Annotated in this window: 26 protein-coding genes and 5 tRNA genes; 16 read left to right on the top strand and 15 right to left on the bottom strand. The window is 70.7% G+C overall.

The window, feature by feature from the left end; translation table 11 throughout:
- Positions 1–21: 21 nt before the first annotated feature.
- A complete protein-coding gene (locus AB0I38_RS29880; protein ID WP_358485017.1) occupies positions 22–1083 on the top strand; it encodes a WD40/YVTN/BNR-like repeat-containing protein in 1062 nt (353 codons plus the stop codon).
- Positions 1084–1141: 58 nt separating this feature from the next.
- On the opposite strand, the gene AB0I38_RS29875 is transcribed toward AB0I38_RS29880, so the two are convergent.
- The 4 genes from AB0I38_RS29875 to AB0I38_RS29855 form a co-directional block, all read right to left on the bottom strand.
- Complete coding sequence (locus AB0I38_RS29875) at positions 1142–1969, bottom strand: putative protein N(5)-glutamine methyltransferase (RefSeq protein ID WP_358485012.1); 828 nt, start codon at positions 1967–1969, stop codon at positions 1142–1144.
- A gap of 256 nt (positions 1970–2225) precedes the next feature.
- Positions 2226–2855 (bottom strand): alpha-ketoglutarate-dependent dioxygenase AlkB, encoded by a 630-nt coding sequence (locus AB0I38_RS29870; protein WP_358485005.1) that lies wholly within the window; start codon positions 2853–2855, stop codon positions 2226–2228.
- Positions 2856–3451: 596 nt separating this feature from the next.
- Positions 3452–3814 (bottom strand): DUF2203 domain-containing protein, encoded by a 363-nt coding sequence (locus AB0I38_RS29860; RefSeq protein WP_358484999.1) that lies wholly within the window; start codon positions 3812–3814, stop codon positions 3452–3454.
- Positions 3815–3823: 9 nt separating this feature from the next.
- Positions 3824–4510 carry a GntR family transcriptional regulator gene (locus AB0I38_RS29855; RefSeq protein WP_358484994.1) on the bottom strand — a complete coding sequence of 229 codons (687 nt, stop codon included), beginning with the start codon at positions 4508–4510 and terminating at the stop codon, positions 3824–3826.
- Positions 4511–4595: 85 nt separating this feature from the next.
- On the opposite strand from AB0I38_RS29855, the gene AB0I38_RS29850 reads away from it, so the two are divergent.
- Positions 4596–5903 (top strand): MFS transporter, encoded by a 1308-nt coding sequence (locus tag AB0I38_RS29850; RefSeq protein ID WP_358484979.1) that lies wholly within the window; start codon positions 4596–4598, stop codon positions 5901–5903.
- Between the two features lie 75 nt (positions 5904–5978).
- Positions 5979–6911 carry an SPFH domain-containing protein gene (locus AB0I38_RS29845; RefSeq protein WP_358484966.1) on the top strand — a complete coding sequence of 311 codons (933 nt, stop codon included), beginning with the start codon at positions 5979–5981 and terminating at the stop codon, positions 6909–6911.
- Between the two features lie 4 nt (positions 6912–6915).
- On the opposite strand, the gene AB0I38_RS29840 is transcribed toward AB0I38_RS29845, so the two are convergent.
- On the bottom strand, positions 6916–8208 hold the full coding sequence (locus AB0I38_RS29840; protein WP_358484957.1) for an MFS transporter: 1293 nt from the start codon (positions 8206–8208) through the stop codon (positions 6916–6918).
- Positions 8209–8405: 197 nt separating this feature from the next.
- On the opposite strand from AB0I38_RS29840, the gene AB0I38_RS29835 reads away from it, so the two are divergent.
- Positions 8406–9173, top strand: a complete 768-nt coding sequence (locus tag AB0I38_RS29835; protein WP_358484947.1) for a sirohydrochlorin chelatase — start codon at positions 8406–8408, stop codon at positions 9171–9173.
- A 43-nt stretch (positions 9174–9216) separates the two neighbouring features.
- Positions 9217–9765 carry a GNAT family N-acetyltransferase gene (locus AB0I38_RS29830; RefSeq protein ID WP_358484942.1) on the top strand — a complete coding sequence of 183 codons (549 nt, stop codon included), beginning with the start codon at positions 9217–9219 and terminating at the stop codon, positions 9763–9765.
- 32 nt (positions 9766–9797) lie between these two features.
- On the opposite strand, the gene AB0I38_RS29825 is transcribed toward AB0I38_RS29830, so the two are convergent.
- Positions 9798–10085, bottom strand: a complete 288-nt coding sequence (locus tag AB0I38_RS29825; RefSeq protein WP_358484937.1) for a DUF1540 domain-containing protein — start codon at positions 10083–10085, stop codon at positions 9798–9800.
- 289 nt (positions 10086–10374) lie between these two features.
- Between AB0I38_RS29825 and AB0I38_RS29820 the strand changes: the two genes are divergently transcribed.
- The 3 genes from AB0I38_RS29820 (at position 10375) to AB0I38_RS29810 (ending at position 11973) form a co-directional block, all read left to right on the top strand.
- Positions 10375–10830: a hypothetical protein gene (locus AB0I38_RS29820; RefSeq protein WP_358484933.1), complete on the top strand. Its 456-nt coding sequence runs from the start codon at positions 10375–10377 to the stop codon at positions 10828–10830.
- A 117-nt stretch (positions 10831–10947) separates the two neighbouring features.
- Positions 10948–11352, top strand: a complete 405-nt coding sequence (locus AB0I38_RS29815) for a nitroreductase family deazaflavin-dependent oxidoreductase (RefSeq protein ID WP_358485254.1) — start codon at positions 10948–10950, stop codon at positions 11350–11352.
- 150 nt (positions 11353–11502) lie between these two features.
- Complete coding sequence (locus AB0I38_RS29810; RefSeq protein ID WP_358484927.1) at positions 11503–11973, top strand: OsmC family protein; 471 nt, start codon at positions 11503–11505, stop codon at positions 11971–11973.
- Positions 11974–11986: 13 nt separating this feature from the next.
- Here the strand turns inward: AB0I38_RS29810 and AB0I38_RS29805 are convergent, their stop codons facing one another.
- On the bottom strand, positions 11987–13465 hold the full coding sequence (locus AB0I38_RS29805; protein ID WP_358484923.1) for an Nramp family divalent metal transporter: 1479 nt from the start codon (positions 13463–13465) through the stop codon (positions 11987–11989).
- 101 nt (positions 13466–13566) lie between these two features.
- On the opposite strand from AB0I38_RS29805, the gene AB0I38_RS29800 reads away from it, so the two are divergent.
- Entirely contained in the window at positions 13567–13935 is a 369-nt protein-coding gene (locus AB0I38_RS29800; RefSeq protein ID WP_358484912.1) for a PH domain-containing protein, read from the top strand.
- 94 nt (positions 13936–14029) lie between these two features.
- Positions 14030–15313, top strand: coding sequence for a hypothetical protein (locus tag AB0I38_RS29795; RefSeq protein WP_358484901.1), 1284 nt, complete (start codon positions 14030–14032; stop codon positions 15311–15313).
- Here the strand turns inward: AB0I38_RS29795 and glgA are convergent.
- Positions 15282–16481, bottom strand: coding sequence for a glycogen synthase (glgA, locus tag AB0I38_RS29790; protein ID WP_358484893.1), 1200 nt, complete (start codon positions 16479–16481; stop codon positions 15282–15284). The genes AB0I38_RS29795 and glgA overlap by 32 nt on opposite strands.
- Before the next feature lie 176 nt (positions 16482–16657).
- Here glgA and glgC point away from each other — a divergent pair, with 176 nt between their 5' ends.
- A complete protein-coding gene (gene glgC, locus AB0I38_RS29785; RefSeq protein ID WP_358484884.1) occupies positions 16658–17893 on the top strand; it encodes a glucose-1-phosphate adenylyltransferase in 1236 nt (411 codons plus the stop codon).
- Between the two features lie 45 nt (positions 17894–17938).
- Here glgC and AB0I38_RS29780 read toward each other — a convergent pair.
- From AB0I38_RS29780 to AB0I38_RS29760, 5 genes are all read right to left on the bottom strand, one after another.
- Positions 17939–18012: transfer RNA gene (locus AB0I38_RS29780), tRNA-Leu, on the bottom strand.
- A gap of 283 nt (positions 18013–18295) precedes the next feature.
- Positions 18296–19255: a tripartite tricarboxylate transporter substrate-binding protein gene (locus AB0I38_RS29775; protein ID WP_358484873.1), complete on the bottom strand. Its 960-nt coding sequence runs from the start codon at positions 19253–19255 to the stop codon at positions 18296–18298.
- Between the two features lie 108 nt (positions 19256–19363).
- Entirely contained in the window at positions 19364–20131 is a 768-nt protein-coding gene (locus tag AB0I38_RS29770; protein ID WP_358484857.1) for an SAM-dependent methyltransferase, read from the bottom strand.
- A gap of 72 nt (positions 20132–20203) precedes the next feature.
- On the bottom strand, positions 20204–22024 hold the full coding sequence (gene glmS, locus AB0I38_RS29765) for a glutamine--fructose-6-phosphate transaminase (isomerizing) (protein ID WP_358484848.1): 1821 nt from the start codon (positions 22022–22024) through the stop codon (positions 20204–20206).
- 20 nt (positions 22025–22044) lie between these two features.
- Positions 22045–22314 (bottom strand): hypothetical protein, encoded by a 270-nt coding sequence (locus AB0I38_RS29760; protein ID WP_358484840.1) that lies wholly within the window; start codon positions 22312–22314, stop codon positions 22045–22047.
- A 243-nt stretch (positions 22315–22557) separates the two neighbouring features.
- On the opposite strand from AB0I38_RS29760, the gene AB0I38_RS29755 reads away from it, so the two are divergent.
- From AB0I38_RS29755 to AB0I38_RS29735, 5 genes are all read left to right on the top strand, one after another.
- Complete coding sequence (locus tag AB0I38_RS29755; protein ID WP_358484829.1) at positions 22558–24345, top strand: N-acetylmuramoyl-L-alanine amidase; 1788 nt, start codon at positions 22558–22560, stop codon at positions 24343–24345.
- 97 nt (positions 24346–24442) lie between these two features.
- A tRNA-Gly gene (locus AB0I38_RS29750) sits at positions 24443–24514 on the top strand.
- A gap of 17 nt (positions 24515–24531) precedes the next feature.
- A tRNA-Cys gene (locus AB0I38_RS29745) sits at positions 24532–24602 on the top strand.
- Positions 24603–24656: 54 nt separating this feature from the next.
- A tRNA-Gly gene (locus AB0I38_RS29740) sits at positions 24657–24728 on the top strand.
- Positions 24729–24762: 34 nt separating this feature from the next.
- Positions 24763–24837 (top strand) — tRNA-Val (locus tag AB0I38_RS29735).
- A 277-nt stretch (positions 24838–25114) separates the two neighbouring features.
- Here AB0I38_RS29735 and AB0I38_RS29730 read toward each other — a convergent pair.
- Both AB0I38_RS29730 and AB0I38_RS29725 read right to left on the bottom strand, forming a co-directional pair.
- Positions 25115–25285 (bottom strand): hypothetical protein, encoded by a 171-nt coding sequence (locus AB0I38_RS29730; protein WP_358484817.1) that lies wholly within the window; start codon positions 25283–25285, stop codon positions 25115–25117.
- A gap of 79 nt (positions 25286–25364) precedes the next feature.
- Complete coding sequence (locus tag AB0I38_RS29725; RefSeq protein ID WP_358484810.1) at positions 25365–25676, bottom strand: hypothetical protein; 312 nt, start codon at positions 25674–25676, stop codon at positions 25365–25367.
- Positions 25677–25690 lie beyond the last annotated feature (14 nt).

The following is a 25690-nucleotide window of genomic DNA, read 5'->3' as shown; positions in this document are numbered from 1 at the left end:
GCCTGAGTTAGGTTGCCCGGCATGAGGCTTGGATTAGCGCTAGGGGCCCTGACCGCGGCCTGCCTGCTCGCCGCTCCGCTTCCCGCCCACGCCGATGTCCCCGCGCTCGGCTGGGAGCTCACGGAGACCGGGGTGACCGCGCGGCTGAGCGGACTGTCACCGGTGAGCCGCGACGTGGTGTGGGCCTCCGGGTCGGAGGGCACCGTGCTGCGCACCGTCGACGGCGGCCGGAGCTGGCGTGACGTCTCGCCGCCCGGCACGGACACGCTGCAGTTCCGCGACGTGGAGGCGTTCGACGCCGACCGGGCCGTGGTGCTGTCCATCGGCGAGGGCGCCGACTCGCGCGTCTACCGGACCGACGACGGGGGCCGCACCTGGACCGAGACGTTCAGGAACGACGAGCCGCGGGCCTTCTACGACTGCATGGCGTTCTTCGACCGGCGTCACGGGCTGGCGATGAGCGACCCGGTGGACGGCAGGTTCCGGATTCTCGCCACCGATGACGGCGGGCGCAGCTGGCGGGTGCTGCCGCCCGACGGCATGCCGGAGGCGCTGCCCGGCGAGGCGGGGTTCGCCGCGAGCGGCCAGTGCCTGGTCACGGCGGGCGGGCGCGACGTCTGGCTGGCCAGCGGCGGGGCCGACCGATCGCGTGTGTTCCACTCCGGCGACCGGGGCCGCACCTGGACCGTGGCGGACACGCCGATCCCGGCGGGCGAGCCGGCGCGCGGCGTCTTCGCCCTGGCCTTCCGTGACCCTCACCGCGGCATCGCCGTGGGCGGCGACTACCGGACCGGCGAGCCGTCGCCCCAGGCCGGAGCCTTCACCCGGGACGGCGGCTCCACCTGGCGGGCCGCCGCCACCTCTCCCCCGGCCTACCGGTCGGGGGTCACGTGGCTCCCTCACCTTCCCTTCGCCGCGATCGCCGTCGGGCCATCAGGGAGCGACGTGACCCTGACCGGCGGGCAGGCGTGGCGGACCTTCGACGGCGGCTCGTTCGACACGGTGTCGTGCGCCAGGGACCTGTCCTGCTGGGCGTCGGGCGAGCAGGGTCGTCTCGCCCGCCTCACCATCAGACTCCACTGATCCGAGGGTGGGCGCCGGGCGAACAGGCCTCACCATCAGACTCCACTGATCCGTGGCGTCAGGTCCGGCCCGGCCGGGCGCCGATGACGACGGTGGCGTTCAGCTCCTCACATCTTGCCACGCGCGCGACCAGCCCGTCGCGGGCGACCGCCCGCGCGGTCGCCGTCGCCTGACGCTCGCTGGTCTCGACCAGCAGGTGACCGCGCGGCGACAGCCACATGGGCGCCGCCTCGGTCACCCGCCGCACGATGTCGAGCCCGTCGGCGCCGCCGTCGAGCGCCATCCTCGGCTCGTGGACGCGCGCCTCGGCGGGCAGCAGCCCGATCTCCTCAGTCGGTACGTACGGGGCGCTGGCGACCAGGACGTCGACGCGCCCCCGTAAGGAGGCGGGCAGCGGCTCGTACAGGTCGCCCTCGTGCACCTGGGCGGCGGCGAGGTTGCGGCGGGCGCACCGCACCGCGGCGGGGTCGATGTCGACCGCGTGCAGCGTGATCCCGTCCAGTGCCGCGATCACCGCGGCGCCCACCGCCCCGGAGCCGCAGCAGAGATCGACGACCACGGCCCCCGCGCCTGCGGAGCCGGCCTGAGCCGGAGTGGTGAGCCGGCGGGCGAGGGTGAGGGTCTGGTCGACCAGGAACTCGGTGCGGCGGCGGGGCACGAAGACGCCGGGGTCGACGGACACCCGGAGACCGGAGAACTCCGCCCAGCCGACGACGTGTTCGAGGGGACGGCCGGCCACGCGTTGTTCGACCATGGCGGCGAGCTCGGCGGGGGTGCGGGCGGCGGAGACGAGCATCGCAGCCTCGTCCTCGGCGAACACGCAGCCGGCCGCCCGGAGTGTGGTGACGATGGCGGCTGCAGAAAGAAGTGGGGGAGGAACCGACATGGGAGAGCCTTTCGGAATGCCGACGGGTGCTCTCCCCCGGTCACCTACGACGGGCGAACCGTGCGGCCGCGAGATGAGAGCACCCGGCCTGATGTGGCGTTGATGGGTCTCACCTCCTAGGACATTCGCTGCTGAGGACGGCCACCTTATCGCATCCGGCAATCGCCCATGATCCGGACGGTCCGCCGCCGTCCTTCACGGGCGGACCTGCCGTCCGATGGTAGACCCGCGACCGTCCAGGCGGCGGGATCGCCGGTCAGCGCACGCCGCGCGGGCGGAACTGGACACTGATGCGCGGCCCGGTGGGCCGGGACGTCTTGGGCACCGCGTGCTCCCAGGTGCGCTGGCAACTGCCGCCCATCACGATGAGGTCGCCGTGCCCCAGGTCGTGGCGGATCGAGTGACCGCCACCGCGCGGCCGGAGCAGCAGCGGGCGCGGGGCGCCGACCGAGATGATCGCGACCATGGTGTCCTCGGCGCCGCCCCGGCCGAGAGTGTCGCCGTGCCAGGCGACACTGTCGCGGCCGTCGCGGTAGAAGCACAGGCCGGCCGTGCGGAACGGCTCGCCCAGCTCGTCGCCGTAGTGGGCGTCGAGCGCCCGCCTGGCGTCGTCGAGCACGGCGTCGGGCAGCGGCTCGTCCTCGTCGTAGAACTTCAGCAGCCGGGGCACGTCGACGACCCGGTCGTACATCCGCCGCCGCTCGGCGTGCCACGGCACGGACTCCGCCAGCCGCTCGAACAGCGTGTCGGCGCCGCTCACCCAGCCGGGCCTGACGTCGATCCAGGCTCCGCGGCCCAGGATCGTCCTGCGCACCGTCGCCCCCAGCGGGCCGAGGCCGATGTCCTCGTCGAGACCGAGCAGAGAAGCTTGGAAAACAGCCGTCATGTGGCCGATTCTACGCCACGATTCAAACACGCATTCGATTCGACGCCGGACTACTCCCCCGGCCCGCACCGCACGCAGTCCGTACGGGCCGGAGGAAGATCAACCGCCGCAGGCGGCGAAGACGTAGCTGTCCTTCAGGACCGATTGACGCGCTCCCCGGCGTGAACGCCGGGGATTCAGCCTGTGCCGCGTGGTGTCACGCGGCACTTCTGTGGCTTCCTGTTTCATCGGCCGTGCCCCCGCGCGCGCCCCGATGAGCGGGCGAAGGGGTCTTACCGGTCTCCGCAGGCGTTTTCCGTCTCCGCTTCCCGCCCACGGTGACGGAAGAGGGCTCGGACGGCAGGCTGCGTGACCAGCGCACCGCAACATCACCGATCTTCGGCAGCCGCAGCCTGCCGGCCGCGGTGATGGCGAAACGGGCGTTGCGGGTGAAGCGGATGGCCTGCCGGTTGTCCTTACGGGACCGCAAACGCGGCGGCCCCAGCGTGGGCCCCTTGCGAGTCCCGGCCCGGGAGGCGAAGAAGTTCCCCCGGTTAGACAGCCACCGGGCGGGACCAGTTGGTCACAGCTCAGCCACAACCTCGGGCCGTGCTCCGTCAGGCGAGGGGGCGGCGGCCGGCGAACCCGAGGTCGGTGCGGTGGTACCAGGCCAGGCCGGGTTCACCCTCGATCCAGCACAGCCGCACGGACACCCCGTCGAGCAGCGACGGGAAGTCGATCAGGACCGGGGCCAGGCCCTTCACCTCGATGCCCTGGTCGGTCCAGCCGCTCAGGATCTCCTCGATGCGGGCCTCCAGTGCCTTCAGCTCGGGAATGCCGCCCAGCGCCGAGGAGCCGGCGGTCTTCCAGTCAAGCGCGATCTCGGCGAGGTCGGCGCGCGCGGCGACCAGCTCGCGGGCCTCGTCGAGGATCGACGGCATCAGCGAGCGGGCCTCGTCGAGGGTGAACAACCTGTCCATGCACGAACGCTAGCGGTTGGGCTCGTAGGCGCGGATGAGGAGCTGCTCGGCCTCGTCGAGGTAGCCGTCGAGGAAGGTCGCGGCCTCGTCCAGCCGGCCGTCCTGGAGCAGGTCGAACAGCCGCCGGTTGCGCTGGACGAACGGCTCGTGGAAGTCGCGCGGGTTGGCCATGACGTGGAAGACGAGCCGGAGCTCGGCCAGCAGCTGGCGCATCGCCTCGTCGAGCCGCGGGCTCTGGTTGGCCGTCACGAGCGCCTGGTGGAAGCGGATGTTGGCGGTGCCGACGGCCCGCCAGTCGTCGGCCGCGGCGGCCCGCTCGGCGTCGTCCACGGCCTCGGCGATCAGCTCCAGCGCCCGTTTCGACGGGAGGCGGCGGACGGCGGCGCCTTCGAGCACGCGGCGCACCCGGTAGAGGTCGGCGACGTCCTCGGCCGACAGGACCCGGACGAACACCCCGCGGTTGAGCCGGTGGTCGAGCAGTCGTTCGTGGCCGAGCAGCCGGAACGCCTCGCGCAGCGTGTTGCGCGACACGCCGAGCGCCTCGGAGATCGCCTCCTCCGACAGGCGCTGGCCCGGCTCGAAGAAGCCCTCGCTGATGCGGTCGCGCAGGATGTCGGCCACGCGCTCGGCGGTGCTGCTGCGCCCCAGCCGGCCGCGGTCCTGAGCGAGATCAGCGACGGCGTCATCCACAATCAACAGATAATCATCCAACAAACCTCTTGTCGAATTGTTCAACGATCCTTACGTTGAAAGGAACCCCCTGACCCTGAGGAGCGATGAGATGTCAGGCTCCACCCCACAAACCCGGCGGGTGATCCTCGCCAGCCTGATCGGCACGTCGCTGGAGTGGTACGACTTCTTCCTCTACACGACGGCCGCCACCCTGGTCTTCGGCAAGCTGTTCTTCCCCACCTTCGACCCCCTCAACGCGACCCTGCTGGCGCTGACCACCAATGCCGTCGCGTTCGTCGCCCGGCCGCTCGGCGGCATCGTCTTCGGCCACTTCGGCGACCGGACCGGGCGCAAGACCGTGCTGGTCGTGACGCTGCTGGTGATGGGCGTCGCGACGTTCCTCATCGGCGTGCTGCCCGGCTACGACAGCATCGGCGTCGCGGCCCCGATCCTGCTGGCCACGCTCCGGTTCGTGCAGGGCCTCGGGCTCGGCGGCGAGTGGGGCGGGGCGGTGATCATGTCGCTGGAGCACGGCGACGACCGCCGCCGCGGCTTCAACGCCAGCTGGCCGCAGGTGGGCGTGCCGGCCGGCTACGTGCTGGCCACCGCGCTGCTGACGGTCATGTCGTTCACGCTGTCCGACGCGGCGTTCCTGTCGTGGGGCTGGCGGGTGCCCTTCCTGCTGTCCGGCGTGCTCGTGCTCGTCGGCCTCTGGGTGCGGGTGAAGGTGTCGGAATCGCCGTTGTTCGCGGAGGTGGAGCGTACGGGGGCGAAGGCCAGGATGCCGCTGATCGAGGTGCTGCGCACGCACCCTCGCGCGCTGCTTTCGGCCTTCACCGCGCGCATCGGCGTGGACGTGGCGTTCTACACCTTCACCGCGTACATCCTCGTCTACCTGACCGGGTCGCTGGGGATGGAGCGCTCGGTGGGGCTGAACGCGGTGCTGATCGGGTCGGCGCTGCAACTGGTGCTGATCCCGCTGTTCGGCGCGCTGTCCGACCGCGTCGGCCGGCGGCCGGTCTACCTGGCCGGCGTGGTCGGGGCCGCGGTCTGGGTGTTCGCCTTCTTCCCGCTGCTCGACACGAAGTCGTTCCCGCTGATCGCGCTCGCCGCGATGGTCGCGCTGGTCACGCACGCCGCGATGTACGGCCCGCAGGCGGCCTTCATCGCCGAGCTGTTCAGCACCCGGCTGCGCTACAGCGGCGCCTCGATGGGCTACCAGGTGGCCGGGATCGTCGGCGGCGGGATCGCCCCGATCATCGCGATCAAGCTGTTCGACGTGTACGGCACCACTCTGGCGGTGTCGATCTACGTGGTGGCCGCGCTGGCCGTCACCGCCGTGGGCCTGGCCATCGCGCCGGAGACCCGCGACCTCGACCTCACCGCCGGCGGCGGCCAGGTGCCGCAGCGGGCGTAGGGGCCGAGCCTCCGAAATCTTGCCGCGAAAACCGCGGGCGGCGGCTGCCACCGTCGCCCGCGCGGGAGGTCCCCTGTGAGAATCGCCCTGCTCATCGTCGCCGCGCTCGTCACGATCCCGCTGCTCGTCGGGGGCATCGCCGGTCTGGAGCGCACGGGAGGCGGCGAGGTCGCCGTGATCCGCGACGGCGGCCCGCTCGACGACAACAAGGTGCGCCAGGTCATCGACCCGGGCTCCGGCCTGACCTGGACCGGTCTGTGGTCCTCGACCCACCTGTATCCCGCCCAGCAGCGCTTCTACACGATCACCGCCGACGCCAAGCGGGCCACCTCCCTCGGGGTGGACGTGGTGACGGTGCCCAGCAGCGACGGCGTCAACCTGGGCATCGAGGGCACGCTGTACTTCACGCTCACCCTCGACCACGAGACGCTGAAGACGTTCGACGACAGGTACGGCACCCGTACCTTCCGGTCGCAGGACGACGACTCGCTCTATCCGTGGGACGGCGACGAGGGCTGGGCGGCGTTCTTCGGCCAGGCGGTGCGTCCGGTCATCGACAACGCGCTGCGCGGCCAGATCGGCGCCATGCGCTGCGGCGAACTGGTCCCGTCGTGCGCGCTGCTGGAGAGTTCGTCGCTGAAGCCGGGCGACAGCAACACCAACATCGTCAAGGTGCAGAGCGCGGTCAACGACTCGCTGGCCCGTGACCTGCCGCGGACACTGGGCGGCGACTTCCTCACCGGGCTGCGGTTCACGCTGGTCAAGGTGACGCTCCCGGCCGAGGTGCAGCAGGCGGTGGACCGATCGCTGGCCGCGGGCGCGGCCGTCTCCGAGGCCCAGGCGAGAGTCGCCCAGGCCAGGGCGGAGGCGGACGCGAACCGGGCCAGGCAGGAGGGTTACGACAAGTGCCCCGCCTGCGCCGAGATCGAGAAGCTCAAGTCGCTGCCGCAGGGCATCACCGTATACGCGCCGGGCAACCCGCAGTCGGTCGTGGTGCCGGCCCGCTGACCGGTCAGGCCGAGACGTTCGGTGTGCTTCGCGTACGACGCCAGTCGCCCTTGTAGGCGAGCATCGAGAGCAGGAAGAGCGCCTGACCGGCCAGCGCCACGTACAGCCAGGCACCCCAGCCGCCGGACTGGACCACCATCGGCGAGACGACCAGCAGCACCACGATCATGATCCGGACGACCATGCCCCAGATGCCCAGCGCGGCGCCCTGCAGGCGCGACTCCACGTCCTCGGCGTCCTCGGAGAAGTTGGCCATCCACGGGACGTAGGCCACGCCCAGGCAGAGGAAGAGCGCCGCGTAGACCAGGGTGATGTGGCCGGCGGAGACGTCCTGCCCGATCAGGCTGATGTAGTAGGCGAGCACCGCGATGGTGAGCGCGGTGCCCACGGCGGTGAACGGCTTGCGCAGCCGCAGCCGGTCGGACACGCGGCCCACGACGATGACGGCCACGGCATTGACCACGATGCCCAGCGCCACGACGCCGTTGGCCGCGGCGGTCTCCATGCCGAACGCCCCGGCCAGGATCGTCTGCCCGAAGATCGCGAAGGTCCAGTAGAGCACCTGCCAGGCGGTGTTGCCGAACACGTGCGCCCACAGGTGGGGATGCCGGAACAGCTCCCTGACCTTGCCGGGGTCGATCTTCTCCTCGGCGGTCACCTCAGACTCGGCGTGCATGACCTGGGCCCGCAGTGCCGCGGACGGCTCGGCGATCTGCCAGATGATGACGCCGCACAAGGTCAGCGAGACGATGCCCATGATGATCGCCTGCGACTGCCAGGCGTTGCCGAACAGCGGCAGCGTCAGGCTGGCCAGCGCGGAGGCCAGGAAGGCGGCGCCGACCGGGCCCCAGGTCCAGAAGCCGAACGCCTGCGCCCGGCCCAGTCGCGGCGAGAAGTCCCGGACCAGCGACGCGGTGATCGTGATGCCGGCGCCCTCGATGAACAGCATCAGGCACCGGATCGCGAACAGCTCGCCGACCGAGTCCACGGTGGCGAGCAGGAAGTTGCAGGCCGCGGTGACCGTGAGGGTGGGCACCAGGATCGTGACGCGGCCCCAGCGGTCGGACAGGATGCCGCCGAACGCCGCCGACAGCCCGCCGACCAGCACGGAGGCGGCCGCGATCTGCCCGTAGACCGTGAGCGACATGCTCAGGTCCTCCATCAGGAGCGGCAGGATCGTGGCGATCGTGGTCTCGAAGTTGGCCACCAGGCTCGCCAGGACGGCGATCGCCAGCAACCAGATGCGGCGCCGGCCCACCGGGTAGACGCTCAGCTCGCGGACATAGAACGGCTTCATTACCCATCCTTCTGGGGACGGAGCGTGACACTCGCTCTAGAACGCGTTTCTAGTTGATGTTGAGTTTGCCGCTTCCCGGGGACAAGTCAACGACTCGGGGCATCACGATGTGATCTCGGTCACACCAGGAGCGTTGTGATTGAATCTCTGCCGAATTCTGGAACAAGGCACCCTCAATGGGCATAAACTGCGCGCCTGTGAGCCTGCCTGTACGCGAACGTTCCCCCCGGCCGGGCGGTGGCCGGCACCGCCGTCCCGTGCCCACGTCCCTGCCGCCGGACGCCCCCCTTCTCGTCCTTGCGGCGCCGGGCAGCACCTCCGGCGTGGCCGCCGATATCGCGGCCGTCGTGCGCGTCGACCACCCGCATATCGAGGTGCGCCTGACGGCCGTCGCCGACCTGGCCGACTCCCTGCCCTCCGGACGGGACGCCATCGTGGTGCCCCTGCTGACCTGGGACGATCCCGCCGTGCTGGCGGAGATCCACAAGGCCGTCGCCGCGAGCGGATCCGGCGCCGTGGTCACCGAGGCGCTCGGCCCGCATCCCCTTCTGGCCGAGGCACTGCACATCCGCCTGGCCGAACGCGGACTGGCCAGAGCCGACCGGGTGCGCGTGCTGAACGTCGGCAGCCCGGTCGACGCGGTCATCCTGGGCACCGTCGGCGGGGCTCAGGCCGTGCACGCCGTCCAGGCCACCGCCGTGCTGCTGGCCTCCAGGCTCACGCTGCCCGTCGTCTCCGCGTCGCTGGACAGCGAGCCCGGCGTGCCGATGGCCGCCGAGCGGTTGCGCGCGGCCGGCGCCGAACGCCTGGCCATCGCCCCCTGCCTGATCGGGCACGAGGTCCCCGAGGAACTGGTCGAGCAGGTCGCCACCGCGGTCGACGCCAGGCACGCCGCGCCGCTGGGCGCGCACGGCGCCATCGCCGAACTTGTCGCGCGAGCTTACGGGAGTCAACTCGCGACTTGACAAAGGCTTGTAGAGATCACAAAAGTCGCGTTTACTTCTGCGCATGCGTCTCGTGCAGTGCAAAGGTGCGCGTCTGGGCCTGCGTGACGTCACGGAGGCCGATGCGGCGGCGCTGCACGGCATCTACGGTGACCCCGCGGCCACGCAGTACATGCCGTTCGCGCCGCTGACGTTCCCGCAGGTCACCGCGCTGGTCGAAGAGGCTCTGCGGGCCGCCGAAGCCGAGCCCCGGCAGCTCTACGTGCTCGCGGTGGTCGACGCCGACCACCGCGACGTGATCGGCGTGGCGCGCATGCACATCGAGGCCGACCAGCCGCAGAGCGCGGAGATCGGCCTCGGCCTGCGGCCCGACCAGTGGGGCCGGGGCATGGGCACCGACCTGATCAAACTGCTGCTGTCGTTCGGGTTCAAGCAGTTGAGGCTGCACCGCATCTGGGGCGCCCGCGCGCCCGCCAACCTGCCCGCGCAGCTGGCCATGCTGACGGCGGGCATGGTCGAGGAGGGGCTCGTCGAGCAGCACATGCGCACGCCCGGCGGCTGGCGCGACTCCGTCATCCACTCGGCCGTCAAGGACAGGTGGATCGACCGTTGACCACCCCGCCGCCGCGAACGTCACCCAGGAGGCTAGGCCGGCGCGTAGGTCACGCAGTCGGCCCTGTCGCTCACGTAGCCGATCTCGATGCCAGGCGCCCGGCACTCGAACTGGGTGTTGTGCCGGCAGTCGGCCACCTTGCAGGCGCCGACCCGCCCGACGGTGCCGGGATCACCGCCCTTGGCGGACGCGGTGAAGAACGTGTCGCAGTGCGCCTGCCCCGGCGCGTCACCCACGGTGATGGCCAGGGCGTGACAGACACGCTCACGGTTGTACGCGCACGCTTCGGCCTGGCACTGGTTCACGACGGGCATCTTCATCGCAGGTCTCCTTCGGTGAGGTGGGCGGCCACGAGATCGGCGGACCTTCCGGCCGGCATGGCGCTCGCGTCTGTCTCATACCGTGTCCGGCCAGGCGGCTAAGCCCACGAGAGCGCTAAGCCTCGCCCTTGACCTCGCCTGCCCCCGCCCCACGGCGGACCCGGTTCACCACGAGCCGTTCCGCTTCAGCCCCCTCCGGTGAGGGCTCCCGCTTGACGACACGGACCTGAGTCCCGTGGGATTGTCGGTGGCGCACCCTACGATGAGCCTCCTCACGGAGGGATCCCAGATGCTCGACTCGCTGATCGTGCCGTTGTTCGTCACCACGGACCTGCCGCCCGGCGCCGACCTGCCCGGGTTCGGCGAGCTGCTCACGGAGACGGCGCGCACACTCGACCGTGACGGCGCGAGCTATGACGCGTTCCTGGCCGGCAAGGTGTTCTGGCTCGACCGGCCGATCCTCGCCGAGCAGCGGCCCCCGGCCGAGACCGAGCTGCGGTTCGCCGCGATGCTCGGTCACCTCGCCGCCTCGGGGCCCGGCCACACGCCGGCCGGTGTGGTCGCCGACGTGCGCCGGGCGGTCTCCGCCGCGGTCGCCGCCCGCTACGGCGAGGTGGGAGCGGCCCCCGCGGTGTTCGCGATCCGTGCTCGCGACGTCCGCGAGCGCACCCCCGACGCCGCCCTCTACGTCGACACCCGCGACGCCACCCCCGAGCTCGTCACGGCCACCCGCTCCTACCTGTGACCCTCGCCCCACCACCGAGTCCCACGGGCCTGGACGGGTTCTCCGCCCGCGCGGAGGGCGGCCAGGCCCAGGTGAGTCGTGGGTGACATCACGCCGTTCCTGGGTAGCCGGTCAGACATGCTCTACGGCGAAGAACACGTCCAGCGCTACCAGCAGACCGACGGCCGGGAGGGGCACGACTGGAACAACACCACCGTCCTGCTCCTGACCACGAAGGGCCGCAACTCCGGCCGGCCCTACACCACGCCGCTCATCTACCAGCGGCACGGTGACGACCACGTCGTCGTGGCCTCCAAGGGTGGCGATCCCGACCACCCCCAGTGGTACAAGAACCTGCTGGCCGACCCCGAGGTCGAGGTGCAGGTGAAGGGTGAGAAATTCAGGGCCCGGGCCCACACGGCCGGCCCGGAGGAGCGGCCGGAGCTGTGGCGGCTGATGAACGGCACCTGGCCCGACTACGACGGCTACCAGCAGAAGACCGACCGCGAGATCCCGGTCGTAGTGCTGGAGACCGTCCGCTGACCACCCGGTCATGATGCGCACGACCGTCCGCTGACCACCCGGTCATGGTGCGCGAGACCGGTGACCGGGTGTCCCGCCGCGCGAGCCCTAGCCCGTACGGCGGGGCACCCCGGATGATCGCCGCGGGTCGCGGTGCCCCAGGATGGAGGCATGAGCCGCGAACACCGCTATCACACCACCGTCACCTGGACCGGCAACCTCGGTGAGGGCACCTCCGGCTACCGGGCCTTCAGCCGCGACCACGAGGTGGCCGCCGAGGGCAAGCCGGCCGTGCACGGCTCCTCCGACCCGTCCTTCCGGGGCGACCCGGCCCGCTGGAATCCGGAGGAGTTGCTGGTCGCGTCACTCTCGCAGTGCCACATGCTGTGGTATCTGCACCTGTGCGCGACCAACGGCGTCGTGGTGACCTCCTACGTGGACGAGGCCGAGGGCACGATGACCGAGGAGCCCGGTGGCGCCGGCCGCTTCACCTCGGTCACGCTGCGGCCCACGGTCACGGTCGCCGCCCCCGAGGTGCACGACAAGGCCGTCGAGCTGCACCACGAGGCCAACCGGATGTGCTTCGTCGCCAACTCGGTCAACTTCCCCGTGCGTCACGAGCCGCGGATCCTGCACGCCTGAGCGCCGGAACCGGCTAGAACGTCACCAGCGGGTCGCCGATGAAATCGGCGATGAAGTTGACGAAGAAGAAACCGAAGAACAGGAAGTTCAGGATCAGGATGACGTAGTGCCATGGACGGGGCCGGGCCGGGCGCGGGAGCTTGCTGTTGAGGTAGATGAGCAGGAACGGGTAGATCAGCGCGCCCAGGTTCGACATGTTGGCCGACCACTCCACCAGCCCGACCGGCAGCGAGAAGTGGATGATGATCGAGATCACGACCAGCAGGACGATCATGAACGGGTAGTAGAAGCGGCGCGGGTCGCCCGCTATCAGGGCGCGTAACCGGGGGCTGGTGGCGTGCGCGGCGTCGGTGGTCACCCTGACCATGGCCTCGAAGATGCCGAGCTGGGTGGAGAAGAGGATCAGCACGCCGAGCACGAGCGCCAGGTAGAACATGACCTGGCCGTACTCGTCGCCGAGCGCGGAGGCCACGAACGTGGGGACGTTGGCCCGTGTCGGCCGCTCCCCCGACATGGCCACGGCCTGCGACATGAGCAGCGTGGGCAGCAGCATGCCGAGGATCGCGCCGACGAAGAACACTCCCCACATGTCGACCATGAGCAGCCGATACCACCGGCGCCACATGCTCCGGTTGCGCTCGTCGTCCGGGAAGGTCACTCCGCTGGCCAGGATCTCGGTGCGCTCGCCACGCAGGCCCGAGATGTATCCGGCCCGGAAGCCCATGCCGTAGCCCTTGTCGCGGTAGTGGCCCATCACGTACCAGTTGAGGCCGGAGGCCAGCGCGGTGAATCCGGCCAGGCCGCCCAGCTGGGTGGCGGTGATTCCGCTGGGCGGGGCGGCCGGGGTGACGAACCCGCGGATGCCCTCCCACCACTGGGCGAACGGCACCACGAACAGGCAGAGGGCCAGCAGCGCGATCAGGATGGAGCCGACCATCACCCAGTTGGCCAGCTCCAGCGACCGGCTGATCCGGCGTGCCGAGGCGGTGATCACGAACACCAGCACGAGCAGCGCGATGGCCCACAGCCTGGGCTCCTCGGCCCCGGCGGGCGGCGGCTCGCCGTGGAACAGGGCGTACACGCCCTGGCCGGCGGAGGCGGCCCAGCCTCCCGCGATGAACGCGAAGATCACGATGAGCACCGAGAGCGGGATCCAGAGCTTCCATCCCGGAGGGACCCGCCCCCAGCCGACGACCGGTGTCTCGCCGGTGGCCAGGACGTAGCGGGAGCATTCCACGTTGTAGAACGTCTGGAGCAGGGCGGACACCAGGATGACCCAGCCGACCCCGACGAAGCCGTACTGGCCGACGCTGAGCGGGCCGAGCAGCCATTCGCCGCTGCCGATCGAGATGCCGAGCGCGATCAGGCTCGGGCCGACGGCGTACTTGAACAGCTCCTTGGGGCCGATCCTGGAGACCTTGAACACCTCTTCGGGCGAGGGCAGGTCGGTGACGGTGAGATCCGGGCGACTGACTCCGAGCGGATGCGACATCTCAGGCCTCCTGCCGTTCAGGGTGAGCCCCTATCCAGTCGGCTACAAGACCCAAATGCCGCGAATGGAACGCCATACCCCGTCCCGCTCGTTCTCCTGGCATGGCTGACATCCCCTACGACCGGAAAGAACAGCTCAAACAGATCGAGAGCGGGCTGCTACAGGGCGAGCGGATCCTCGCCGTGTACGACGCGATCGGGGCGGGCACGGGCTTCCTCGGACTGACCGATCGCCGGGTGATCGTGCAGGACAAGTCGTTCGTGGGCAAGCGGGTCGCGCTCACGAGCATCCCCTACGGCAAGATCTCCGCGGTGAGCGTGGTGAGCAACAAGTCGTTCGCCGGTGGCTTCTTCTCGTCGGGTTCCATCGCCGTCCATGTCGGAACGCACACGTACGAGGTGGATTTCCGCGGCGACAACAAGGCGCACCACGTACATAACGTGATCCTTCACTACATTTCGCAGACCTGACCGGACCTACCGCCGACCTGACCGGACCCACGGACCTGCCGCCGACCTGAGCGGCAGGAGACGCCGGGGCCGCGCTGGCCTATCGTGCGGGGGCATGAGATCTCTCGGGGAGGTCGGCGTGCCGCGAGCGGCCAGGCGGCTGGGAGCGGCCACGGCCGTGATCGCGTTGGCGGCCGCGTGCGTCCAGCCGTCCGCGCGGACCCCGGCCGAATCCGAGTCCGCGCCGGTCACATCGCCCACGGAGACCGGCGGATCGCTCACCCCCGCGCCCGTGCCGGGCTCGACGCCGCCGCCCCTCGTCGCCAGACCGGCGCGCTGCCCGCAGCCGCCGGCCGGCGCCGACCAGCTGCGCGCCAGGCCGGTCAGGACGACCTGGCGCGCGGTCTCCACCGACCAGGACCACGGCGGCTTCGGCGACCTCGCGGTGGGCGGTGACGGCGCGGTCTGGACGACGCACTTCACCCAGCGCGCGAGCGGCGGGACCGTCGAGACGGCGTTCGCCGGGCTGCGCCGATGGGACGGCGCCCGGTGGCGGGCCTACCCCCTGCCGGACGTGCGCGTGACCGCGCTGGGCGCGACCTCGGCCGAGCAGGCCTGGGTGTTCGGGCTGGCGGACGGCCAGGCCGGGCTGGTGGGCGGCTTCCAGCACGGCACGTTCACCCCGTTGCCGCTCACCGGGCGCTCCGCCACCACGATCGGCACCGGCGGCACCGCCGCCCGGGGCGTGTGGGCGGTCAACGGCACGGCGGCGCTGTCCTGGGACGGCGCCACCTGGCGGGCGCACGAGCTGACCGCGCCGGCCGGCGCCGTGGGCGGTGGGGGCGCCGTGGGCGGTGGGGGCGGTGGGGGCGGTAGGGGCACGGACGTCTGGACGGTCAGCGGCCCGCTGCTGGAGCCGGGCCCGGCCGCCCGGTGGAACGGCTCCGCCTGGCAGCGGGTCGGCGTGCCCGAGCTGGGCCTGCCGGCCAAGGCCGGCTCGCCCCGGATCCGCCTCAACGACGTGGCCGTGCTCGGCCCGCGCGACGTGTGGGCCGTCGGCGGGGTGTCGTGGCTGGTGCCGGGCAGGTTCGACAAGCAGAACGAGCCGCTCGAACGCCACCGGCCGGTCGCCCTGCACTGGGACGGCGACGCGTGGCGGTGCGACTGGGGCCCGCTCGGCAGCACGTTCGCGCAGGCGGAGCCCGACGGCCGGGGCGGCCTGTGGGTGCTCGACTCGACGGGCTCGCGGCTGCTGCGTCACGCGGGCGGCCGGTGGACGAGCCAGCGGCTGGACGGCCAGGTCGCCGCGCTCGCCCAGCGCCCCGGCACCGCCGAGGTCTACGCGGCCGGCGCGGTGGGGGGCGAGCTCACCCGGGCGACCCTGTGGCGGAGCCGGTGAGCGAGGAGTAGAGGTCGAGGGTGCGCCGCGCGATGCGCTCCCAGGAGAAGTGCTCGACGGCCCTGGCCCGGCCCGCCTCGCCCATGGCGCGAGCCCGCGCCGGGTCGCCCAGCAACGTGTTGACCCGTTCGGCGAGGTCGGCGGCGAACCGGGCGGGGTCGCGCGGGCTGCCATCGGCGCCCTGGTCGATCGGCACCAGCAGCCCCGTCTCGCCGTCGGCCACCACCTCGGGGATGCCGCCGGTCGCCGTGGCCACCACGGCCGTCTCGCAGGCCATCGCCTCCAGGTTGACGATGCCCATCGGCTCGTAGACCGAGGGGCACACGAACACCGTCGCGTGCGTGAGCAGCTGGATCACCTCGGGCTTGGGCAGCATCTCGGAGATCCACACCACGCCCTCGCGTCGCTGCCCGAGGTCGCGGACGAGCTCGGTCACCTCGGCCTCGATCTCCGGCGTGTCGGGCGCGCCGGCGCAGAGCACGAGCTGCGCGCGGGGGTCGAACTCCCGCGCCGCGTGCAGGAGGTGGACCAGCCCCTTCTGCCGGGTGATCCGGCCGACGAACACGACGTAGGGGACGCGCGGGTCGACGCCGTGTTTCTTCAGGACGTCGTCACCTCGGTCGGGGGCGTATTCGGTGGTGTCGATGCCGTTGTGGATCACGCTCACCCGGCCGGCCGGGATCTCGGGGTAGGCGGCGAGAACGTCGCGCCGCATGCCCTCCGACACGGCGATCACCGCGTCGGCCTCGGCGAGCGCGGTGCGCTCGGCCCAGGACGAGAGCGTGTAGCCGCCGCCCAGTTGCTCGGCCTTCCACGGGCGCAGGGGTTCGAGGCTGTGCGTGGTGATCACGTGCGGGATGCCGTACAGCATCTTCGCGACCTGCCCGGCGAAGTTGGCGTACCAGGTATGCGAGTGCACCAGGTCGGCGCCTTCGCAGGCGGCGGCCATCTCCAGGTCCACCCCGAGCACCTGCAGCGCGGCGTTGGCCGGCTCCAGCGCGGCGGGCACCCGGTAGGCGGCGACACCGGGCTCGTCGCGGTCGGCCCCGAAGCACCGCACCCGGACGTCGGCCAGCCGCCGCAGTTCCCGGGCGAGGTACTCGAGATGGACGCCGGCCCCGCCGTACACCTCGGGTGGGTACTCCCGGCTGAGGAGATCAACACGCATGAGACGACCTTACGAGCAACCCGGGTGCTCAGGCACACCGACAAGCCGGTAAATATCCACCCCACGCGACGTACGGCACGGGGCGCGGGGCCGCCTGTCCGCAGCGTCGCGCCCAAGAAGAGAGCCAGTGTGGGGTTTCGTCGATAGATCGGCGATTTGGGGGTAGCGTCCTGGACATGAGGTCCCGGAGGGTGCTTGCGGTCGTGCTGGCTGGTGGAGAGGGTAAGAGGCTCATGCCTCTTACGGCGGACCGGGCCAAACCGGCCGTGCCGTTCGGGGGGATGTACCGGCTCGTCGACTTCGTGCTGTCCAACCTCGCCAACGGCGGTTTCCTGCAGATCGTCGTGCTGACCCAGTACAAGAACCACAGCCTCGACCGGCACGTCTCGCGCACCTGGCGGCTGTCGGCGATGCTCGGCAACTACGTGACGCCGGTGCCCGCGCAGCAGCGCCTGGGCCCGCGCTGGTTCTCTGGCTCGGCCGACGCCCTGTTCCAGAACCTCAACCTGATCTACGACGAGATGCCCGATCACGTGATCGTGTTCGGTGCCGACCACATCTACCGGATGGATCCCCGGCAGATGCTCGAACAGCACGAGGACTCCGGCGCCGACGTGACGGTGGCCGCGATCAGGCAGCCGCTGGCGCTGGCCGACCAGTTCGGCGTGATCGAGACCGACCCGCAGGGGCGCCGCATCGTGGCGTTCCGGGAGAAGCCCAAGGACGCGGTGGGCCTCGCCGACTCCCCCGACGAGGTGTTCGCCTCGATGGGCAACTACGTGTTCAAGACCCAGTCCATGATCGACGCGTTGCGCGAGGACGCCCTCGACCCCACCAGCAAGCACGACCTGGGCGGCAACATCATCCCCATGCTGGTCAAGTCGGGCGGGGCCGACGTCTACGACTTCGCCCACAACGTGGTGCCCGGCTCGACCGAGCGCGACCGGGGCTACTGGCGCGACGTGGGCACGCTCGACGCCTACTACGAGGCCCACATGGACCTCATCTCGGCGCACCCGATCTTCAACCTCTACAACGACAAGTGGCCGATCCACACCGGTCACGACCCGCTGCCGCCCGCCAAGTTCGTGCACAACGACGGCGACCGGGTGGGCCGGGCGATCGACTCGCTGGTCTCCCCCGGCGTGATCGTCTCGGGCGGCACGGCGTTGAGGTCGATCCTTTCGCCGAAGGTGGTGCTGCACTCCCACTCGCTGGTCGAGGACTCGGTGCTGATGGAGAACGTCAAGATCGGCCGGGGCGCGGTGGTGCGCAAGGCCATCATCGACAAGAACGTGGTGATCCCCGACGGCGCCCGCATCGGCTTCGACCTCGACTACGACCGCACCCGCTTCGCCCTGACCCGGGGCGGCGTCGTGGTCATCGGGAAGAACGAGATCGTGGACCGCTGACCTCTTCGCCTGACGACGAGTCCCCACCAGGAACAGGTCCGAGGGTGCCGCCCCGGGGATTCGAACCCCGAACCTCCACATCCTGAATGTGGCGCCTCTGCCAGTTGGGCCAGAGCGGCGTGGGCTCCGGGCCGGCTGGCGTGGGCCAGGCCCGGAACGAAGGACCGGATCCAGCCGGGGGGCGCCATTCCCGCCGGTCAGACCAAGGTCCGCGGCCTTGATCGCTCAGGGCCGTCATGCTGCATGTCCTCAACGGTAACCGGGTGATCACCGGCCACGCCACGCATTTACCGCCGTGGCCGGGCCTCAGCCGTACGTGGCGGGACGGCTCCACCAGATGCCGGGCCAGCGCCCACCTGTGCCCGATCCTGGACAGCACGCGCCGCGTCTGGACACCCGCCGTTAGTGGCCGTTCCCGCAGCTACCCCAGCACGTGGTGCCCGGCGTGTTGAGGAGGCCGAGATCGCGGAGCACCGCCCGGGTCCGGCCGACCTCGGAGGCGAGCCACACCTTGAAGTCGTCACCCGCGAGCGGGATGGAGCTCCATCCTCGGGTGCGGCAGGTGGCCTGCCAGGCGGCCGAATCGGCGACCGTCTCGCACAGGTCGAGGGCCGAGGCGCGGCTCTCCTCGGTCATGCCGGACGGCCCGACCGCCGCGCACCAGTCGGAGAAGTCGACCCGCACCCCCGACTCCAGCAGGCTCGGCGCGTCGATGCCGTCGACCCGGCTGGCGCAGGACACGGCCAGCGGCCTGACCAGCCCCATGCGGATGCTGCCGCGCCAGTCGGGGAGCGTGCCGGCGGCGGCCGCGGCCCGGCCGCCGAGCAGCGCGGTGGCCGCCCCGACGGCGCTGGGATAGCCGGTGTAGTCGACCCGCCGGGTGTCGGCGCCCAGCCCCCGGGCGATCAGCCCGAACAGCAGGTGGTCGGGCTCTCCTTGGGGGCCGCCGGCGAGCAGCGTCTGCTCGGGCTGGGCCAGCAGGTGGGCGCCGAACTCGTCGAAGTCCTTGAACCGCGAGTGGGCGGGCACGACCACGACCTCGACGTCGCCGACCAGCCTGGCCAGCGGGGTCGTGGTGTCGAGCAGGCCGGGCCGGCCGTTCAGCTCGGCGGCGGCCAGGACGGACAGCCCGGTGACGGTGATCGGGGTGGCCGGGCCGGACCTTCCCGGCCGGGCCGACACCGTGAATCCGGCCCGTCCGCCGGCCCGCACGAGTGCCTGGACGACGCCCTCCAGCCTGTCGGTGGCCGGCGTGACGGAGAACGGCTCCCGTGGCCTCGCGGGCACGCCGCGCTCGGTGCCGCACCCCGCCGCGCACGCCGCGACACCGAGTCCCAGCGCGAAGAAGTGCCGTCGGCGCATGACGTGCCTCCACGGGATTCGGCAGACCTCCTATTACTACAGGTTATTAACACATCACGTACGGTCACACATCGGGGTCGCGATAACCCATGATCCCGAAAACCGGACTTATCGCTTCGCGCCGACGCCCGCCATGAGGTACGACGACGTGGACGGCGCGCCGACCAGCCTCGGCCGGTCCGGACGCCAGTCGGGGGCGTTCACCAGGCCCGGCTCGACCAGCGCGAAGTCGCCGAAGAACGCCCTGATGCCGGCCGGGGTCCGGTCGGCCCCGGCGCCGGAGGGCCCGCGGGAGACCACCTTGGCCGCGTCCTCGGGGCTCAGCCGCCCGACCGAGGTGGCGTGCGTGATCACCAGATGGCTGCCGGGCGCCAGCGCGTCGCGCAGCCTGGCGACCATCCGCTGAGGGTCGGCCGAGTCGGGCACGAAGTGCAGCACCGAGGCCAGCACCACGCCGACCGGCCGATCGAGGTCGAGGTAGGCGGAGGCGCGCTCCAGCACCTCGCCGGCGTCGAGCAGGTCGGCCTGGACCAGGACGGCCCGGCCCGACTCCTCCAGCAGGTCTCTGGCCCGCGTGGCCACGACGGGGTCGTGGTCCACGTAGACGACCCTGGCGCCGGGGGCCACCTCGTGCACGTGCCCCCCCGTGGGCAGGCCGCTGCCCAGGTCGAGGAACTGGCCGACCTCGGCCTGGGCGAGGTAGCGCACCGCCCGCTGCAGGAACTCCCTGTTGGTCCGCGCGAGTGGAACGGCTTGCGGGAACAGGGCCGCAAGCCGGTCGGTCACCTCGCGGTCGACGGCGGTGTTGTCATCGCCGCCGAGCATGTAGTCGTACATTCGCGCAAGGTTGGGAGCCTGAGGATCGAACTCGACCACATGAGGAGCTTAAGTCGCTATTCGAGGATTAACGAGAATTTTGTCGGATTGTGGCCATAGTGCCATGTGGATTTATTCGACTGTGACACTCTTTGCCAGATTGCGTGGCTTGTCCACATCGCGGCCGAGGGCGACGGCCGCGTGATAGGCCAGCAGTTGCAGGGGGATCGTCAGCAGGATCGGGTCCAACTCGATCTCGTTGCGGGGCACCACGATCACGTCGTCGGCCAGCTTCGCGTCGGGCTCGCGATGGCCCACCATGAGCACCTGGCCGCCGCGGGCGCGGATCTCACCGAGCGTGGTGAGGTTCTTGTCGAGCAGCTCGTCGTCGGGGACGATCGCGACCGTCGGCATCTCGGGGCCGATCAGCGCGAGCGGCCCGTGCTTGAGCTCGCTGGCCGGATAGGCCTCCGCGTGCACGTACGAGATCTCCTTGAGCTTCTGGGCGCCCTCGCGGGCCACGGGGTAACCCCGCACCCGGCCGACGAACATCATGCTCGGATACTTGGCGTACTTCAGCGCCAGCTCGGCGATCTTGTCGCCCTGGGCCAGGATCTCCTCGATCTGCCCCGGCAGCCGGCGCAGCCCCTCGCAGATGCGCCGGCCGTCGGCCGGCGACAGGTCGTGCACCCGGCCGAAGTGCAGCGCGAGCAGCGCGAACGCCAGCGACGTGGAGGTGAACGCCTTGGTCGAGGCGACCGACACCTCAGGCCCGGCGTGCAGGTAGACGCCGCCGTCGACCTCCCGGGCGATCGCGCTGCCGACCGCGTTGACGATGCCGATGACCCGGCCGCCCTTGCGCTTCAGCTCCTGCACCGCGGCGAGCGTGTCGTAGGTCTCGCCCGACTGGCTGATCGCGACGTACAGCGTGTCGGGGTCGACGACCGGGTTGCGGTAGCGGAACTCGCTGGCGGGCTCGGCGTCGGCCGGGATGCGGGCCAGCTCCTCGATCAGCTGGGCGCCGATCTGGCCCGAGTAGTAGGCCGACCCGCAGCCGATGATCTTCACCCGGCGGAAGGACCTGGTCTCGCGGGCGTCCATGTTGAGCCCGCCCAGGTGCGCGATGTGGAAGCGCTCGTCGAGGCGGCCCCGCATGGTGCGAGAGACCGTGTCGGGCTGCTCGGAGATCTCCTTGAGCAGGTAGTGCTCGTAACCGCCGGTGTCGTAGTGGCCGGCCTCCCAGTCGACGGTCAGCGGCTCCTTGGCCGTCTCGCGGGCGTCGCTGGCGAAGGTGTGGAAGCCGTCGGCCTTGAGCACGGCCAGCTCGCCGTCCTCCAGGTGCACGACCTGGCGCGTGTAGCGGACCAGCGCGGCCACGTCGGACGCGGCGAACATCTCCTTCTCGCCGATGCCGAGCACGATCGGGCTGCCGTTGCGCGCCACCACGACCTCGCCCGGCCGCTGAGCGTCGATCACCGCGATGCCGTACGTGCCGACGATGCTCTTGAGCGCCTTCCTGACCGCCTCCTCCAGCGTCTCGGTCTCCTCGGCGGTGCGGGCGATCAGGTGGGCCAGCACCTCGGTGTCGGTCTCGGAGGCGAACAGCGCCCCGTCGGCGACCAGCTTGGCGCGCAGCTCGTCGGCGTTCTCGATGATGCCGTTGTGCACGACCGCGATGCGCTCGTCGGTCGACAGGTGCGGATGCGCGTTGAGATCACTGGGGACGCCGTGGGTCGCCCAGCGCGTGTGACCGATGCCGAGGCCGCCCTTGAACCTGGCCGGCACCACCTTGGCCAGATCGGCCACCCTGCCCTTGACCTTGCGCAGCTTGAGGCCCTTGTTCGACACCACGACACCCGCCGAGTCGTAGCCGCGATACTCCAGCCGCTGCAGGCCCTCCAGCAGGATGGGCGCCGCGTCCTTCGATCCGACGTAGGCGACGATTCCGCACATCCGAGGTCTCCTCTGTCCGCTTATCCGTAGACGATCCGGCGCAGCTGCCGCAGAGACAGCTCGGGCGCCGCCACCGGGCGGCCCCGCAGCTCCGCGGCGACCCTGGGGAAGATCTCGTCGTTGGTGAAGCCGTGAGCCTTCAGCTCGGAGTGACGCCGCCGTACGAACTCCTCGACCGCCTCGGAGAAGTACGCCAGCACGTCGGCCACCACGCGCGCCGCCTCGCCCGAGCCGAGCCCGCTGGTGCGGGTCAGATGGGCGATGAGGTCCTCATAGGGATGCCGTGCCATGGACACAGACGAGGACACTACGCATGAGAGACGAGACATGCCAAGGTCCTGCCCGAAATCGGGCAGGATTAGCGCCTAGAGCACTCCCGGACGTCCCCAACCTTTCACCAAGCGCCGCAGGCGACTGTTCCGGACGGCCGTCAGCTGGTCGGCCTCATCCGCATCATCCGTCACGTCTGACCCATCCCTTTCGGGGAATGGTTACGGCGGGTAATCGAGTGAAGCCGTTACGTGGGGGTTCTCATGCTGCACTGGGTCGTCGCCGGACTGGCCGCGAGCGCTCTGGCCGGGCCGAGCCAGCCCGGCCGGCAGGCCGAGTTCGCCGCGGCGGCCAGAGACTACGGCGTGCCGGTCAGCGTGCTGCTCGGGGTCTCCTACCTGGAGTCCCGCTGGGACGTCAACGCCGGCGAGCCCAGCATGAGCGGCGGCTACGGGCCGATGCACCTGGTGGACGCCGGCGCCGCGCGAGGTGGCGGACATGCGGCGGCGCCCGTCGGCCCTGGAACGCCCGCGTCGCCCGTCTCCGAGCAGGCGACTCTGCGGGAGGCGGCGCGGCTGACCGGGCTGCCCCCGGCCAGGCTGCGCTCCGACCCGGCGGCCAACATCAGGGGCGGCGCCGCCGTCCTCGCCTCCTACCAGCCACACCAGAGCTCCGACCCGGCCGACTGGCACGACGCCGTCACCCGCTACTCCGGCTCCCCCGCCTTCGCCGACGAGGTGTTCGCGGTCATCCGGGAGGGCGCGGCCCGCCGTACGGACGACGGCTTCCGGATCCGGCTGGAGCCGGACCCCGGCGCGCGCCCGGCGTCACAGGCGGGCCCGGCCCGTGAGGCGGAGTGCCCCGCCACGCTGGCCTGCGAGTGGATGCCCGCCGCCTACCGGCGCACCAGCGGCGGCGGCTACGGCAACCACGACCGGCTCGACCGCGCGCGGCGCGTCGACTACATCGTGATCCACGACACCGAGGGCGCCTACACGGGGCTGCCCAAGCTCGTGCACGACCCCGAGTACGTGAGCTGGCACTACACGGTTCGCTCCCGCGACGGGCACGTCGCCCAGCACGTGCGGACCGGGGACATCGCCTGGCACGCCGGCAACTGGGACGTCAACACCCGCTCGATCGGCATCGAGCACGAGGGCTACCTGGCCACGGGCGGCACCTGGTACACCGAGGCGATGTACCGGGCGTCGGCCAAGCTGGTGCGCTACCTCGCGGCCCGCTACGACATCCCGATCGACCGGGCGCACATCCTCGGCCACGACACCGTGCCCGGCACCACGCCCGAGGCGCTGCCGGGCATGCACGAGGACCCGGGCCCCTACTGGGACTGGGCCCACTACTTCGACCTCATGGGCAGCCCGATCGAGGGCTCCCGCCGCGGCACCTCGGTCGTCATCCGGCCCGACTACGAGACCCACCTGCCCCGCTTCACCGGCTGCTCCAAGACCGGCTGCGAACCGCACGGCGCCTCGACGGTGTGGCTGCGCACCGAGCCGCGCGCCGACGCCCCGCTGATCGACGACATCGGCAAGCGGGTCGGCCGGCCCAGCACCCGCAGCGTGTACGACCACAGCGCGCGAGCCTCGACCGGCCAGCGGTTCGCCCTCGCCGGGACCCAGGGCGACTGGACGGCCATCTGGTACCTCGGCCAGAAGGCGTGGTTCCACAATCCGCCCGACCGGCCCACCGCCGTGCCCGCCAGGGGCCCGCTGGTCACCCCGATCGACGGGCGCGTCAGGGTCTACGGCCGCGCCTACCCCGAACGATCCGCCTACATGGGCACGCGCGCCGCCTACCAGCAGCCGGTCGCCCTCCCGTACGTGATCCGCCCCGGCCAGTCCTACTCCCTCGGCCTCACCCTGCCCGGCTCCTACCAGGCGACCGGCTCCTTCGTCCCGGCCCGGCACGTCACCGTCCAGGGCTCCCAGCGCTTCCACCAGATCCAGCTCGGCCACCGCATCGCGTTCGTCATGGCCGAGGACGTCCGCGTGATCCGGTCAGCTTCTCAGTCCCACGCCAGATCACGCTGAATCACGCCGGAACACGGCCCTGTCCCGGTCAGGACGCGCCGGGCACTCCGCGAAGACGATATGGTTTTCCCGTGGACCGGCACCTCGCCGGAGACACGCGGAAGTGGCTCAGTGGTAGAGCATCACCTTGCCAAGGTGAGGGTCGCGGGTTCGAATCCCGTCTTCCGCTCGGAGTTCAACACTCCTGGTGGAGTGGCCGAGAGGCGAGGCAGCGGCCTGCAAAGCCGTCCACACGGGTTCAAATCCCGTCTCCACCTCGGGCGGACAGCGGACCCCCAGGATCCGCTAAAGTAAAGAGCGAGCAGTGCCACGCGGAAGTGGCTCAGTGGTAGAGCATCACCTTGCCAAGGTGAGGGTCGCGGGTTCGAATCCCGTCTTCCGCTCTGAGTGATCACTCAATATGAGACAACTCAACACGGACGATTAGCTCAGCGGGAGAGCGCTTCCCTGACACGGAAGAGGTCACTGGTTCAATCCCAGTATCGTCCACCATTCGCGGGCGCGGGTCAGGACAGGTTCCTGGCCCGCGTTCCGTGTTTCGAGACCACGGGACCGTGGACTACGGGAAGTAGCGAGTCGATTCCATCACCCTCGGTTTCGGGGACTCAATCGACCTCATCAACCGCACCTAGCTCAACGCGTCGGCCGACGACGGAGGTTGATGATCGGGGCCCAGGAGACGTCGCTGCACTGCACCTTCCCGCCGCGCTCGCCAAAACTCCAGCCCCCCTGGATCGCGCGCCGACCGCCTGCGGGCCGCTCTGTTCGTTCATCTGATGTAGGAAGTGCTGCCCTGCTCACCGACCGTTCTGGGAGCTGCGCCGTCCTCACCCGTCAGTTCCACCTCGACCAGTCCGCAGCGGCGCAAGCCTACCAAGTCGGCCAGCTCACGCACGCTGATGTGCTGGTCAGCGGTTGCGCGGACGGTCTTGTCGAACACGATGTCGTCAGTCCTCAGGACATCGTGGACGTCCCGCTCGTCGTCCGGATCGCTCCATGGCGATCGGCCGGAGGGCGACTCACGGGCCGGTGAGGACCACCCTCCCGGCAGCCTCCGAGACCCGCAAGGCCGAGAGCGGTACACAGCTGGTAAAAATCGGGCCGCCCTCGCCGGAAACTGAGAAGCCCCGGCAGATGACAATGGCCGCCTTTAAGGGCCAGAACACCGCACTGGCCCAGCAGTGGTTGATCGATAAGGGCTGGGACGAGTGCAAGGAGATCAGCTCGGCTCTCAGGACGAGTCCGACAGCTTCGTGGTCCTCCTTTGAGAACTGGACCGTCACCACGCAGTCCCACCGCGCCGGCAGCAAGGTCAAGGTCAGCACCGTCATCGTCCTCACCTGCA

The sequence above is a fragment of the Nonomuraea cavernae genome (assembly GCF_040655715.1).
In the GTDB taxonomy this organism is placed as follows: Bacteria; Actinomycetota; Actinomycetes; order Streptosporangiales; family Streptosporangiaceae; genus Nonomuraea; species Nonomuraea cavernae_A.
The sequence above is the reverse complement of the archived record's forward strand: the minus strand, read 5'-3'. Positions and strand labels throughout refer to the sequence as shown.

What these genes read in the sequence shown, in the direction of transcription:
- AB0I38_RS29870 (WP_358485005.1), bottom strand. Translation starts at nt 2,855, where the DNA reads ATGACGGCTGTTTTCCAAGCTTCTCTGCTCGGTCTCGACGAGGACATC.
- AB0I38_RS29760 (WP_358484840.1), bottom strand. Translation starts at nt 22,314, where the DNA reads ATGGCACGGCATCCCTATGAGGACCTCATCGCCCATCTGACCCGCACC.
- AB0I38_RS29880 (WP_358485017.1), top strand. Translation starts at nt 22, where the DNA reads ATGAGGCTTGGATTAGCGCTAGGGGCCCTGACCGCGGCCTGCCTGCTC.
- AB0I38_RS29810 (WP_358484927.1), top strand. Translation starts at nt 11,503, where the DNA reads ATGAGCCGCGAACACCGCTATCACACCACCGTCACCTGGACCGGCAAC.
- AB0I38_RS29795 (WP_358484901.1), top strand. Translation starts at nt 14,030, where the DNA reads ATGAGATCTCTCGGGGAGGTCGGCGTGCCGCGAGCGGCCAGGCGGCTG.
- AB0I38_RS29825 (WP_358484937.1), bottom strand. Translation starts at nt 10,085, where the DNA reads ATGAAGATGCCCGTCGTGAACCAGTGCCAGGCCGAAGCGTGCGCGTAC.
- AB0I38_RS29820 (WP_358484933.1), top strand. Translation starts at nt 10,375, where the DNA reads ATGCTCGACTCGCTGATCGTGCCGTTGTTCGTCACCACGGACCTGCCG.
- glgA (WP_358484893.1), bottom strand. Translation starts at nt 16,481, where the DNA reads ATGCGTGTTGATCTCCTCAGCCGGGAGTACCCACCCGAGGTGTACGGC.
- AB0I38_RS29805 (WP_358484923.1), bottom strand. Translation starts at nt 13,465, where the DNA reads ATGTCGCATCCGCTCGGAGTCAGTCGCCCGGATCTCACCGTCACCGAC.
- AB0I38_RS29725 (WP_358484810.1), bottom strand. Translation starts at nt 25,676, where the DNA reads ATGACGGTGCTGACCTTGACCTTGCTGCCGGCGCGGTGGGACTGCGTG.
- glmS (WP_358484848.1), bottom strand. Translation starts at nt 22,024, where the DNA reads ATGTGCGGAATCGTCGCCTACGTCGGATCGAAGGACGCGGCGCCCATC.
- AB0I38_RS29875 (WP_358485012.1), bottom strand. Translation starts at nt 1,969, where the DNA reads ATGTCGGTTCCTCCCCCACTTCTTTCTGCAGCCGCCATCGTCACCACA.
- AB0I38_RS29860 (WP_358484999.1), bottom strand. Translation starts at nt 3,814, where the DNA reads ATGGACAGGTTGTTCACCCTCGACGAGGCCCGCTCGCTGATGCCGTCG.
- AB0I38_RS29775 (WP_358484873.1), bottom strand. Translation starts at nt 19,255, where the DNA reads ATGCGCCGACGGCACTTCTTCGCGCTGGGACTCGGTGTCGCGGCGTGC.
- AB0I38_RS29815 (WP_358485254.1), top strand. Translation starts at nt 10,948, where the DNA reads ATGCTCTACGGCGAAGAACACGTCCAGCGCTACCAGCAGACCGACGGC.
- AB0I38_RS29840 (WP_358484957.1), bottom strand. Translation starts at nt 8,208, where the DNA reads ATGAAGCCGTTCTATGTCCGCGAGCTGAGCGTCTACCCGGTGGGCCGG.
- AB0I38_RS29755 (WP_358484829.1), top strand. Translation starts at nt 22,558, where the DNA reads ATGCTGCACTGGGTCGTCGCCGGACTGGCCGCGAGCGCTCTGGCCGGG.
- AB0I38_RS29830 (WP_358484942.1), top strand. Translation starts at nt 9,217, where the DNA reads ATGCGTCTCGTGCAGTGCAAAGGTGCGCGTCTGGGCCTGCGTGACGTC.
- glgC (WP_358484884.1), top strand. Translation starts at nt 16,658, where the DNA reads ATGAGGTCCCGGAGGGTGCTTGCGGTCGTGCTGGCTGGTGGAGAGGGT.
- AB0I38_RS29800 (WP_358484912.1), top strand. Translation starts at nt 13,567, where the DNA reads ATGGCTGACATCCCCTACGACCGGAAAGAACAGCTCAAACAGATCGAG.
- AB0I38_RS29850 (WP_358484979.1), top strand. Translation starts at nt 4,596, where the DNA reads ATGTCAGGCTCCACCCCACAAACCCGGCGGGTGATCCTCGCCAGCCTG.